Annotated in this window: 12 protein-coding genes; all 12 read left to right on the top strand. The window is 55.0% G+C overall.

The window, feature by feature from the left end; all coding sequences use genetic code 11:
- Positions 1–17: 17 nt before the first annotated feature.
- Complete coding sequence (locus ACI7RC_RS01995) at positions 18–4,328, top strand: PolC-type DNA polymerase III (protein WP_408106534.1); 4,311 nt, start codon at positions 18–20, stop codon at positions 4,326–4,328.
- Positions 4,329–4,504: 176 nt separating this feature from the next.
- The gene (rimP, locus tag ACI7RC_RS02000) at positions 4,505–4,963 is read left to right on the top strand and encodes a ribosome maturation factor RimP (protein ID WP_408106535.1); all 459 of its coding nucleotides are present in this window, start codon (positions 4,505–4,507) and stop codon (positions 4,961–4,963) included.
- Positions 4,964–4,990: 27 nt separating this feature from the next.
- Positions 4,991–6,088 (top strand): transcription termination factor NusA, encoded by a 1,098-nt coding sequence (gene nusA / locus ACI7RC_RS02005; RefSeq protein ID WP_408106536.1) that lies wholly within the window; start codon positions 4,991–4,993, stop codon positions 6,086–6,088.
- Complete coding sequence (gene rnpM / locus ACI7RC_RS02010) at positions 6,085–6,375, top strand: RNase P modulator RnpM (RefSeq protein ID WP_408106537.1); 291 nt, start codon at positions 6,085–6,087, stop codon at positions 6,373–6,375. The genes nusA and rnpM overlap by 4 nt, the downstream gene beginning before the upstream one ends.
- Complete coding sequence (locus ACI7RC_RS02015) at positions 6,372–6,683, top strand: YlxQ family RNA-binding protein (RefSeq protein WP_408106538.1); 312 nt, start codon at positions 6,372–6,374, stop codon at positions 6,681–6,683. The genes rnpM and ACI7RC_RS02015 overlap by 4 nt, the downstream gene beginning before the upstream one ends.
- 11 nt (positions 6,684–6,694) lie before the next feature.
- Positions 6,695–9,148, top strand: coding sequence for a translation initiation factor IF-2 (infB, locus tag ACI7RC_RS02020; protein ID WP_408106539.1), 2,454 nt, complete (start codon positions 6,695–6,697; stop codon positions 9,146–9,148).
- Positions 9,148–9,429, top strand: a complete 282-nt coding sequence (locus tag ACI7RC_RS02025) for a DUF503 domain-containing protein (protein WP_408106540.1) — start codon at positions 9,148–9,150, stop codon at positions 9,427–9,429. The genes infB and ACI7RC_RS02025 overlap by 1 nt, the downstream gene beginning before the upstream one ends.
- Positions 9,430–9,457: 28 nt before the next feature.
- On the top strand, positions 9,458–9,817 hold the full coding sequence (gene rbfA, locus ACI7RC_RS02030) for a 30S ribosome-binding factor RbfA (RefSeq protein ID WP_408106719.1): 360 nt from the start codon (positions 9,458–9,460) through the stop codon (positions 9,815–9,817).
- Positions 9,814–10,812 carry a DHH family phosphoesterase gene (locus ACI7RC_RS02035; protein ID WP_408106541.1) on the top strand — a complete coding sequence of 333 codons (999 nt, stop codon included), beginning with the start codon at positions 9,814–9,816 and terminating at the stop codon, positions 10,810–10,812. Before rbfA ends, ACI7RC_RS02035 begins: the two co-directional genes overlap by 4 nt.
- A complete protein-coding gene (gene truB, locus ACI7RC_RS02040; RefSeq protein WP_408106542.1) occupies positions 10,805–11,722 on the top strand; it encodes a tRNA pseudouridine(55) synthase TruB in 918 nt (305 codons plus the stop codon). Before ACI7RC_RS02035 ends, truB begins: the two co-directional genes overlap by 8 nt.
- Before the next feature lie 9 nt (positions 11,723–11,731).
- Entirely contained in the window at positions 11,732–12,673 is a 942-nt protein-coding gene (locus ACI7RC_RS02045) for a bifunctional riboflavin kinase/FAD synthetase (RefSeq protein ID WP_408106543.1), read from the top strand.
- Positions 12,674–12,809: 136 nt separating this feature from the next.
- Complete coding sequence (gene rpsO, locus ACI7RC_RS02050; RefSeq protein ID WP_408106544.1) at positions 12,810–13,079, top strand: 30S ribosomal protein S15; 270 nt, start codon at positions 12,810–12,812, stop codon at positions 13,077–13,079.
- Positions 13,080–13,193 lie beyond the last annotated feature (114 nt).

Genomic DNA, 13,193 nt, shown 5'->3' on the forward strand with positions numbered 1-13,193 from the left:
AATGAGGTGGTTTTTACGTGAACATCGTGGACGTACAGAAACAGCGGTTTTCTGTCCTTCTGCAGCAGTTGGAGATTTCGCCGGAATGGATTCCGGCCTATTTTTCCGAAGGTCGGATCGCCAAACTGGAAGTACATAGAAGTAATCGCGAATGGATGTTTACCTTTGTACTCAAGCAGCTGCTTCCTGCCGAGGTTTACCTGGCGTTTACCTCCCGGCTCGTGCAGGCGTTCGCCCATTTGGCAAAAGTAGACAGCATGATCCAATACGAGCAGAAACCCTCGCTCGAACAAGTGGTGGAGTCGTATCGCCATGTCGTGATCAAGCTGCTAGAGCCAAAGCTGAACGGGCTTGCGGCTACGATTCGCCAGGCTGATTGGCAGGTGCTGGAGGAAGAGGTAAGGATCTGCCTGCCTACCGAGATGAGCGCCGAGCTGGCAAAGAAAAAGCAGGTGGAAAAAGAATTGGCAGCGGCCTTTGCCAAAGCAGCCGATACCACGCCGCGCTTTGCGTTTACGGTAGAAGAAAAAGCCGAGACGTATCAGGCGTTTTTTGAGCAGAGGCAGGAGGAAGAGCGGGCTCTGCTGCAAGAGGTGATGAGCGCACAAGAGGAAAAAGAGCAGGCCCAGGCAGCTCCGGAGGCAATTACGAAGCTCGTCATCGGCTATGAGATCAAGGAAGACGCCGTGCCGATTCAGCAGATCCAGGAAGAAGAACGGCGAATCGTGATCCAGGGAACAGTCTTTCAGACAGAATTGAAGGAGCTGCGAAGCGGGCGCTATTTGCTTTCCTTCCAAATGACGGATTACACCGATTCGCTGTCGGTCAAGATCTTCTCCCGCGATAAAGAAGATGTGAAGCTGCTCGAAGCGATTACGCCCGGCATGTGGCTGAAAGTGCGCGGCAGCGTGCAGTACGACACCTTCATGCGGGAACTGGCGATGATGGCAAATGACATCAACCAGATCGAGCAAGGCGGGCGGAAGGACACGGCGGAAGCAAAACGGGTAGAGCTGCACTGCCATACGCCGATGAGTGCACTGGACGGCGTCGCTTCCGTCAAGTCGTTAATTACGACCGCGGCCAAGTGGGGCCACAAGGCGATTGCCATCACCGATCACGGTGTCGTTCAGTCATTCCCTGAGGCTTACGGCATCGCCAAAAAGAACAACATCAAGTGCATCTTGGGCTTGGAAGCCTATGTGGTGGAAGACGGGGTCGATATCGTCTACAACCTGGACCCGGCGGGTTCGAACGATGTCAAACTGGACGAGAATGCTACGTATATCGTCTTTGATACGGAGACGACCGGATTAAATGCGGCTGAGCATACGATTATCGAGATTGCCGCTGTTAAAATGCGCGGTACGGAAATCGTCGACAAATGGACCGAGTTGATCGATCCCGGGCTGGAGATCGGTCCGAAGACGACTGAAATTACGGGAATCACCAACGAAATGCTGCGCGGAAAAGAGACGCTTGACGTGGTGCTGCCGAGATTTCGGGAATTCGCGGGAGACGGAATCCTCGTCGCCCACAACGCCGAATTTGACCTGGGCTTCCTGAATGCCTGCGGCAAGCGAATCGGCATGGAGCCCTGGACCAATCCGGTGCTCGACACCCTGCCGCTGGCGCGTATGATCTATCCGGGCATGCGCAACTACCGACTGGGAACGCTGGCCAAGCGGCTCAACGTGGAATTGATCAACGCTCACCGGGCGCTTGACGATACGGTAGCCTTGGCCCATGTCTTCAGCTACATGCTGAAGGAGATGAAGGAGGCGGGCATCGGCAGCCTCAGCGAGTGCAATGAGCGCAGCAACGCCGAGGCCGACTACAAGAGCACCCGACCGTTTCACGTCACCCTGCTGGCCCAGAATCAAGCAGGCTTGAAAAACCTGTACCGGCTGGTAAGCCGCTCCCACGTTGAGACCTTCTACCGCGTGCCGCGGATTATGCGCAGCCAGATCAACAAGTACAGGGAGGGCATTCTCGTCGGAACCGCCTGTAAGGAAGGCGAGTTGTTTCAGGCTATTTTGCGGGGAAAATCGCGGGATGAACTGGAGCAGGTAGCCCGTTTTTACGATTTCATCGAACTGCAGCCGATCGAACACTACGCACCGCTTTTGCGCAACGAAAATATTCCGTCACTTGACGTTGTAAAAAATTACCATACCATGCTGGTAGAGATCGGCAAATCCTTGCAAAAACCGGTTGTCGCGACCGGGGATGTCCACTTTCTCAATCCGCAGGACCACGTCTTTCGCGAAGTCTTTTTGCTGTCGAAGGGCGACCCGGATGCGGACGACCAGCCGCCGCTGTATTTGATGACGACCGATGAGATGCTGGAAGCCTTCAGCTACCTGGGCGAAGAGCTGGCCAGAGAGGTAGTCGTCGAGGCTCCGAATCGGATTGCAGAGATGATTGAGGAGATCAGCCCGATCCCGGACAAGCTGTATACCCCGATCATCGAGGGGGCGGACGAGGAGCTGCGGACCATTTGCTACAACAAGGCAAAACGCCTGTACGGAGATCCGCTGCCGGAAATCGTCGAGCAGCGGCTGGAAAAAGAACTGAACAGCATCATCACGCACGGATTTGGCGTCATCTACCTGATCTCTCAGCGTCTGGTGACCAAATCGTTGTCTGATGGCTATCTGGTCGGTTCGCGGGGGTCGGTCGGCTCCTCGTTAGTTGCGACGATGTCGGACATCACCGAGGTAAATCCCCTCCCGCCGCACTATCTGTGTCCAAACTGCCAGCACAGCGAATTTATCACCGACGGTTCGATCGGCTCCGGCTTCGACCTTCCGGACAAGGACTGTCCGCGATGCGGCCAGCGCTACGCCAAGGACGGCCAGGACATCCCGTTCGAGACGTTCCTCGGCTTTAAAGGGGACAAAGTCCCCGATATCGACTTGAATTTTTCCGGGGATTACCAGCCGCGGGCCCACAAGTACACCCAGGAGCTGTTCGGGGTGGACAACGTCTTCCGCGCCGGAACGATCGGTACCGTAGCGGAGAAAACGGCGTACGGATACGTCCGCAAGTTTGCCGAGGAACGGGGCAAGGTGCTGCGCGGAGCCGAGATTTCCCGGCTCGTGCAAGGCTGTACAGGGGTAAAGCGGACGACAGGCCAGCATCCCGGCGGCATTATCGTCCTACCCGACTACATGGAAATTGAAGATTTTTGCCCCATCCAGTATCCTGCTGACGACAACCAGTCGGAATGGCGGACGACGCACTTCGACTTCCACTCGATTCACGACAACCTGTTGAAGTTGGACATTCTCGGACACGACGATCCGACGGTCATTCGGATGCTGCAGGACTTGACAGGCATCGATCCGAAGACCATTCCGCTCGACGACCCGCAGACGATGTCCATTTTCAGCACGACGGAAGCGATCGGCGTCACGCCGGAGCAGATCCGCACGAATATGGGTACGCTCGGCATACCGGAGTTCGGGACCAAATTCGTTCGCCAGATGCTCGAAGATACCAAACCGACCACCTTTGCGGAATTGGTGCAGATTTCCGGTTTGTCGCACGGTACGGACGTCTGGTTGAACAACGCCCAGGAACTGATCAGAAACGGTACCTGCAAGCTCTCAGACGTCATCGGGTGCCGCGACGACATCATGGTTTACTTGATCTACAAGGGTCTCGAGCCGTCCCGGGCATTCAAGATCATGGAGTCCGTGCGCAAGGGGAAAGGGGTAAACGAAGAGGATCAGGAAGAGATGCGCAAGAACAACGTGCCCGATTGGTACATCGACTCCTGCCAGAAGATCAAGTACATGTTCCCGAAAGCCCACGCCACCGCATACGTCATGATGGCGGTACGGATCGCCTACTTTAAGGTGCACCATCCGCTGCCGTTCTACGCGACGTATTTCTCGGTTCGCGCAGACGACTTCGACATCCCGCTGATGGTCAAAGGCGGGCCGGCGATCAGGCAGAAGATCGAAGAGATCGAAGCAAAGGGGCATGAAGCGCCGCCGAAGGAAAAAGCGCTGTTGACCGTATTGGAAATGGCGCTGGAGATGGTCGAACGGGGATTTCGCTTTCAAAATGTCGACCTGTACCGCTCGGATGCGACCCGGTTTCTGATCGACGGGGACAGCCTGCTGGCCCCCTTCAACGCTCTCCCGGGACTTGGCACCAATGCCGCGATCAGCATCGTAAAAGCGCGGGAGGAAGGGGAGTTCCTCTCCAAGGAGGATCTCTTGAACCGCTCGCGCATCTCCAAAACGATCCTGGAATACCTGGAAGAACAGGGGGCGCTGGAAGGGCTGCCCGACTCCAACCAGCTCAGCCTGTTTTAATGGAAACAGCCGGCGCCCTGCGGACTCCAGATGTATCGCGGTTGTCCGGTTGTCAAGAGGTTGATGTTATGCTATAATTTTTTTGGAAATACTGGTGATACACGACGATGGAGAGTGGGGAAACCCACTCTTTCTTTCTGGGTGAATTCGCGTATGGAAATGTGAGGGAGGTACTTGTGAGTAAAGTAACGGAAATCGTAGCTGATCTGCTTACGCCGATTCTGGAAGAGATGAACCTGGAATTGGTGGAAGTTGAATTCAAAAAAGAGGGCAGCAACTGGTTCCTCCGCGTCTACATTGACAATGAAACAGGTACGATTGACATCGACGACTGCGGGACGGTGAGCGAGCGGCTGAGCCAGCGCTTGGACGAAGTGGATCCGATTCCCAACGCCTATTTTCTCGAAGTATCATCTCCAGGTGCGGAGCGTCCGCTGCGAAAAGAAAAAGACTTTTACAAAGCCGTCGGCAAACACGTGCATGTCGTCACCAAGGAAGAGATTAATGGGCATACGATTTTTGAAGGGGAACTCGCCGCGTTTGACGGTGTGCATTTGACGGTGAAAGAAGCCAGACAAACGCATTCCATTCCGCTGGAGTTAATCGACACAGCCCGTATGGCTGTCGTCTTTTAGTTGTCGAAAGGAGGAGACTGCATCAAAATGAATGCAGAGTTTATTGATGCACTTAATGAAATTGAAAGAGAAAAGGGAATCGCCAAAGAAGTGCTGATCGAAGCGATTGAAGCCGCATTGATCTCCGGCTACAAGCGCAACTTCAACTCAGCGCAAAACGTCCGGGTTGACGTCAACCGCTTTACTGGTCAGGTTCGCGTCTTTGCCCGCAAGGAAGTAGTGGAGGATGTGCTCGATCCGCGGTTGGAAATATCGCTCGAGGCCGCTCAGGAGATCGATCCCAACTACCGGCTGGAAGACATCGTGGAAATCGAGGTGACTCCGCGCGATTTCGGCCGGATCGCCGCCCAAACGGCAAAACAGGTGGTTACGCAGCGCATTCGCGAAGCCGAACGAGGACTTATCTACAGTGAATTTATTGAACGCGAAGACGACATCATTACCGGAGTTGTCCAGCGTCAGGACGCCAGGTCCTACTACATTGATCTGGGCAAGGTAGAGGCCGTCATGCCGCTGACAGAAAAAATGCCGACCGACAATTTTAAACCCCAGGATCGGATAAAAGCATACATTATCAAGGTGGAAAAGACGACCAAAGGACCGCAAATCGTCGTCTCCCGAACCCATCCCGGACTGTTGAAACGGCTGTTCGAACTGGAGGTTCCGGAAATTTTCGACGGGGTGGTTGAGATCAAATCGGTAGCTCGAGAAGCCGGAGACCGCTCTAAAATCGCCGTTCACTCGATCAATCCGGAGGTGGATCCGGTGGGTGCCTGCGTCGGACCCAAAGGGATGCGGGTACAGGCGATCGTCAACGAGCTGAAAGGCGAAAAAATCGATATCGTCCGCTGGTCTGAAGACCCTGCGGAATACGTCGCAAATGCCCTTAGCCCGTCAAAAGTTGTCTATGTGGATGTCAACGCGGCAGAGAAAGTGACCCGAGTGATCGTTCCCGACTACCAACTGTCGCTGGCGATCGGCAAACGGGGGCAAAATGCCAGATTGGCAGCCAAATTGACCGGTTGGAAAATTGACATAAAGAGTGAAAGCCAGGCGGAACAAGAGGGGATCACCTATCCTAAAACCGCCTTAAACGAAGAAACGGTGGATGTTGATCTGCAATGAAAACAAAGAAGATTCCATTGCGCAAGTGCATCGTTTGCCAGGAGATGCACCCCAAAAAGGAACTGCTCCGCGTCGTCAGAACTCCCGATGAACGAATTGTCATCGATATGACGGGAAGAGCAGCCGGCAGAGGGACGTATGTGTGCCGTCGGGAAACATGCATGACCCCGGATACATTTGCATCCGGAAAGTGGAAGAAAGTGTTGGAACGTGCGTTAAATATGACCATTTCACAAGAACAGTACGATCAATTCCGCAGCGATTGGATGGAGTTGATCGACAAGTGAATCAAAAGCTGGGACAATTGCTCGGAATAGCGATGCGCGCCCGCAAGATCATCACTGGCGAGGAGCTGGTGATCCGCGCAATCCGGACGAAGCGGGCGCATCTGGTGCTGCTGGCCTCCGATGCATCCAGCAATACAGCCAAGAAAGTGTCAGATAAATGCTCGTACTACGGTGTACCGTTCTGTATGTTGTTTGATCGATACGAGATCGGGCGCGCCATCGGCAAAGACGCACGTGTTGCAGTCGCCGTCGTGGATGCCCAGATCGCTGATCGCATCCAACACTTTCTTCACACACCTAATTCTTGAGAGGTGATTGTATGAAGACACGCGTGTACGAATACGCAAAAAAGCACAACATGAGTAGTAAGGAGATTCTCACCCTGCTCAAGCGGTTAAATATAGATGTCGCCAATCATATGAGCATCATGGATGAGGCGACGATCACAAAGGTAGAGCAGCATTTGGAGAAGCTGCGCAACTCCGCCCGCGCCGAAAAAACAGCGGCGTCCGCTCCGCAGGCGGCGTCCGTTGCCCCGGACAGGGCGAAAAACACTTCCGGCAACACCGCAGACAAGGCGAAATCAAATCCGGAGAGAACGGATAGAAGAGGTCAAACACAAGGCAAGGCTGACGCCAATCGCCATAACGGCAAGGGAAAGCCTCAGCATGGGGAAAAGCGCGGTCAGCAGCAAAATCAGGGGAAAAATCAGGAGCGCAAACCAAACCATATGAAAAATCAAAAACAGACAAAACCAACCGATCGAAACAGAGAAGAAACCCAAGGGATTCAGGGCAGCCAAGAAACGCCAGCCAAAAAAGAGATCGACGATTACGAGGACAAGGTGAAAATTCCCGCTAAAGTCTCTACCGAAAAGCGGGAAAAAATCAAGAAAAGCCCCGCCGGCAAGAAAACCTTTGAGGAGACGAAGAAAAACCAGCCGTTTAACAAGCAGAATCCTCGCCGTCAGGACCGCCGCACTCCGCATCAATCTCGCGAACAACAGCGGCCTGCAGCCGAACCGCCGAGCAAAATCGTCTTTACCGAGTCGCTTACGGTCGGCGAACTGGCGAAAAAACTGCGCAAGGAACCGGCTGAGATCATCAAAAAGCTGTTCCACCTCGGCATTATGGCGACGATTAACCAGGATCTTGAAAAAGAGGCCATCGAGTTGATCTGCGCCGAGTACAATGTACAGGTGGAAGAGAAGATCATCATCGACGAAACCAACTTTGAGACGATTGAGGAGACGGACAATCCGGAAGAATTGCTGGAGCGCCCGCCGGTCGTGACGATTATGGGACACGTCGACCACGGGAAGACGACGCTGCTTGACGCGATCCGTTCGACCAACGTCGTAGCCGGAGAAGCAGGCGGGATTACCCAGCACATCGGTGCGTATCAGGTAGAGATCAAAGGCAAGAAGATCACCTTCCTGGATACACCTGGGCACGCTGCCTTTACGACGATGCGTGCCCGCGGAGCGCAGATTACGGATATCACGATCCTCGTCGTCGCTGCAGATGACGGCGTTATGCCGCAAACCGTTGAGGCGATCAGCCACGCGAAAGCGGCCAACGTGCCGATCATCGTCGCGGTCAACAAGATTGACAAACCCGAAGCCAACCCGGATCGGATCAAGCAAGAGCTGACCGAGTACGGCCTGGTTGCAGAAGAATGGGGCGGCGATACGATCTACTGCCCGCTTTCGGCCAAACAGCGCAGCGGCATTGAAGAGCTTTTGGAGTACATTCTGCTGGTGGCAGAGGTACAGGAACTGAAAGCCAACCCCAACAAGCGGGCTCGCGGTACAGTGGTCGAAGCCGAGCTGGATAAAGGTCGCGGACCGGTTGCGACTGTCCTGGTGCAGCACGGAACGCTGAAAATTGGCGACCCGATCGTCGTCGGTTCCGCTTTTGGACGCGTGCGCGCCATGGTGAATGACAAAGGCCGGCGGATCAAGGAAGCGGCCCCGTCGACACCGGTGGAAATAACCGGTTTGAACGACGTACCGCAGGCCGGCGATCAGTTTATGGTGTTTGAGGACGAGAAAAAGGCCCGCTCGATTGGGGAATCGCGGGCGGCCAAGCAGCGCGAGTCCGAACGCAGAGCCAACACCCGGGTATCGCTTGACGATCTGTTCCAACACATCCAGGAGGGCGATATCAAAGAGCTCAACCTGATCGTCAAGGCAGACGTACATGGGTCTGTGGAAGCGATGCGCGGTTCGCTGGAAAAAATCGATGTGAACGGAACGCGGGTCAAAATCATTCATACCGGCGTTGGAGCTATTACCGAATCCGATGTTACGTTGGCAAACGCGTCCAATGCGATCATCATCGGGTTTAACGTAAGGCCAGAGCCGAATGCCCGTAATATGGCGGAACAAGAAAAGATTGACATCCGCCTGCACCGCGTTATTTATAGCGTAATTGAAGAGATTGAAGCTGCTCTGAAAGGTATGCTAGATCCGGTGTACAAGGAAGCGGTTATCGGTCAGGCCGAAATTCGTCAAGTGTTCAGAGTGTCCAAAGTGGGCAACATCGCCGGCTGCTATGTGACGGAAGGCAAGCTTGCCCGCGACGCAGGAGCCCGCCTGATCCGCGACGGCGTCGTCATTTATGAAGGGAAATTGGATACGTTGAAACGCTTTAAGGACGATGCGAAAGAAGTGGCAGCCGGGTACGAGTGCGGTCTTACCCTGGAGCGCTTCAGCGACATTAAAGAGGGCGACATTGTTGAAGCGTTTGTGATGGAGGAAGTGAAGGCCTGATGGTTGGGGTGGCACGAGTAGAATTGCATCTGCCCGCTTGCCAGAACTTGAAGGATAAACGCGCGATCGTGAAGAGCGCTATTCATCGCCTGCGCGGCAAATTTAATGTTTCCGTAGCGGAAATGACCTATCTGGAGCAATGGCAGCGTACCGAATTGGTAATCGCTGCCGTTGCCAATGACATGGCCTTTTTACAAAAAGAGCTGGCCGCGTGCGTCCGCTTTGTCGAGAACGCCCCGGATGTCGAGTTGATCCGCAGCGAGACGGAATACTACGACTAGGCCTTGCTGGAGGTGAACGAACATGAGTATGAATAAAACAAGAATGAGCCGTGTGGGGGAGGAAATCAAAAAAGAGCTGAGCCTCATCCTGCAGCGAGGGATGAAGGATCCCCGCATCGGCTTCGTCACGGTGACCGGAGTGGAAGTGACGAGCGATCTGCAGCAGGCAAAGGTCTACGTCAGCGTATTTGGCAGCCCTGAGCAGCGGGAAGCCAGCCTCGCCGGCCTGCACAAAGCCAAGGGTTACCTGCGCACGGAGATCGGCCGGAGGATTCAACTGCGCCACGTTCCCGATCTCATATTTAAATTGGATGAATCCATCGACTACGGCAATAAGATCGAGTCCATCCTGCGCAAGATTTCCGTTGAAGAGGAGGACAAGGGATGAGCGAGTACACCGCTCGGCTTCAGGATGCTGCCCGGTTTATGCGGGAACACGACGACTTCCTGATCATCTCCCATGTCAGTCCGGACGGGGATACGACAGGATCGGCACTGGCAGTCGGACTGATGCTGGAGCAATTAGGCAAGCGCTGTACGCTGGTCAACGAAGGGGAGACGCCGGCAAAATTCGGCTTTATGCCGGGGTTTGAACGAATCGTCAACCTCCGGGAGCAGCCGCTGGGCAGGACGTTTTCCTGCGTTATTGCCGTTGACGCCGCTGATTCCAAACGGATTGGCGAGGCGGCTTCCTTGCTGGCGCCGGACGCCCGTGTCGTCAACATCGACCATCATCCCACCAACGACCGCTTCGGTCAGGTGAACGTCATCCGCACGGATGCCGCTGCGACTGCGGAGATTATCTACGAACTGGCTGCCGCCGGCCAGTTTCCCGTAGACGAGTCGATCGCCACCTGCATCTACACGGGTTTGCTTACGGATACGGGAGGATTTCGCTATTCCAACACTACGCCACGCGTGATGGAGATTGCCGCCCGCCTGCTTGCCTACGGCGTCAAGCCGGGCGAGATCGCAGAACGCTGTCTCGAATCGATCACGCTAGAGCATGTGCACCTGCTTCAGCGGGCTCTCGGGGCGCTGAAGCTTCACTACCGCAACCGCGTTGCCGCATTGAAGGTAAGTCATGCCGATCTGACAGAAACGAACGCTTCGCCGGAAGACCTGAGCGGCCTTGTCAACTACGGGCGCAATATCGAAGGTGTCGAGGTCGGCGTGCTGCTGACGGAAAACGCACCAGGAGTCGTCAAGGTAAGCCTACGCTCACGCAGCCTAGTCGACGTCGCCGAGATCGCGAAAAGCCTCGGGGGCGGCGGTCACGCACGGGCCGCGGGCTGTACGCTTCAGGGCGGTCTGGAGCAGGCGGAAGAACTCGTGCTTGCCAAGCTCGGCGAGGCGCTGGCAGGAGTGGGTCTGCGTGACTGAGCCAAGCGGTGTTCTCGTCCTACATAAACCGGCGGGGATGACCTCACACGACTGCGTGTCCCGCGTGCGCCGCTTGTTTCAAACCAAAAAAGTAGGCCACATCGGCACGCTTGACCCGGATGTGACGGGCGTCTTGCCGATTTGTATCGGAAAGGCGACGAGGATCGTCGAATACCTGCAGGATTTGCCGAAAGCGTATGAGGCGGTCCTGCGGCTTGGCATGTCGACGACGACAGAGGACGCGGGGGGCGAAGCAGTCGAGGTCAGCCAGGTGGATGCATCAGCGATTACCGCCGAGCGCGTCCTTTCCCTGTTTGAGCAGTTTACCGGCGAGATCGAGCAGGTGCCGCCGATGTACTCGGCGGTAAAAGTAAACGGCCAACGGCTGCACCAGCTGGCCAGGCAGGGACAAGTGGTGGAAAGAGCGTCCCGCAAGGTAACGGTTTACCAACTGCTGCTGCACCATATCGCCTATGCCGATGCAATCGACATTTCATTCTACTGCCGCTGCTCCAAAGGTACGTACATCCGCACCCTCTGTGTTGACCTGGGCGCCGCCTTGGGCTATCCTGCCCATATGGCCCGGCTGATCCGGGTCGAAAGCGGCTCGTTTCGGCTGGAACAGGCAGTCACGCTGGATTCTCTGGAAACCCTGTGTCAGAGCGGAGAAGACCTGACCGGGGTACTGGTCAGCATCGATGAGGCGCTGTCGTTTCTGCCCCGCTGCGAGGTCCCGGAGCACCGCCGAAAAGCGGTCTTGAACGGATTGGAAACGGCCTTGCCGGGCGCGGAATACGCGGAAGGAACCCTGATTCGGCTGTACGCGGGTGAAGCGCTGCTCGGTATTCACCGGGTTTGCATGGGGCCGCGTGGGCCTTTTGCCAAAGCAGAAAAAGTCTTTCAGTCTTGAGGTGGGAAAGTGAAAACGATTCGACTCTCATACCCCTTGCCGGCCGAGCTTGACGCCGGCCCTTGTTCCCTGGCGCTGGGCTATTTTGACGGTGTGCACATTGGGCATCGCCGTGTGATTCAGAAGGCGATTGACGTTGCGGCATTGAGCGGCTGGCGGAGCGCTGTGATGACATTTGATCCGCATCCGCGGGAAGTGCTGGGCCAAACGGGGTATACTCGCTACTTGACACCGCTTGAAGAAAAGTTGGAACAGATAGAAAAAATGGGTGTAGATATCGTCTATATCGTCACGTTTGACATTCCCTTTTCGTCGATCTATCCGGAAGATTTCATTAACGAGTTCCTCATGCCGCTCCAGGTCAAGCACGTCGTCGTCGGATTTGACTATACCTTTGGCTACCGGGGGATGGGAACGGCCCTTACGCTGCAGGAAAAAAGCGCCGGACGGTACGGGCTGGACATCATCGGACCGGTCAACCGCCTGGGTGAAAAAGTGAGCAGTACGGTCATCCGCGAATACTTGCACGACGGGGACGTCGAACAAGCGCGCCTCTTGCTGGGCCGGCCGTACAAGGTGAAAGGCACGGTAGTTCACGGGGACAAGCGCGGCCGATCGATCGGTTTTCCGACAGCCAACATCCGGGTAGATAAGCCGTATCTGATCGGGAAAAACGGCGTCTACGGCGTCCGCTTCACCCTTGAGGGAAGGGCGTACCAAGGTGTAATGAACGTCGGCATCAAGCCGACATTCGAGCTGGAAAAGAAGCTAAAGTCGCTGGAAGTTCACTTGTTCGACTTCGACGAGGACATCTACGGAAAAGAAGTCGAAGTGGAATTCCTCTTTTTCATGCGGGACGAGCAGAAATTTGCCGGGGTGGAGTCGCTGATTGCCCAGATTGAACAGGATGTGACTGAAGCCCGGCGGCGCTTAGCGACGGAAGCGTTTTAAGACAGCAGAAATTCTTTACTTCTGCCGAACCTCTGTGCTATAATCTCTTTGTTGTGTTACCAACCACAGCTTGGTTTACCGACTCTCACCGGCGGAGACTCGGCTGTTGGGGATTTTATTAGGGAGGTGAGTTGAGATGGCGATTACACAAGAACGCAAGACACAGTTGATCAATGAATTCCGCACGCACGAAAGCGACACAGGTTCGCCGGAAGTGCAGATCGCGATTCTGACCGAAAACATCAACAACTTGAACGAGCACTTGCGCACGCACAAGAAAGACCACCACAGTCGTCGTGGTTTGTTGAAAATGGTTGGTCAACGCCGTAACCTGTTAAATTACTTGAAAAACCAAGACGTTGCCCGTTACCGTACGCTGGTAGACAAACTGGGTCTGCGTCGCTAATAGCAACTTAAAAAAGCGGGGGAGACCCGCTTTTTCTTTTCGGCTTTTTATTTCTCTGGCAGCAGGAAATAATACGTAGAAGCAGAAAAACAAATATCAGAACTGTCACAAAGG

It is taken from the genome of Brevibacillus sp. B_LB10_24 (genome assembly GCF_046036945.1).
Lineage (GTDB): Bacteria > Bacillota > Bacilli > Brevibacillales > Brevibacillaceae > Brevibacillus_C.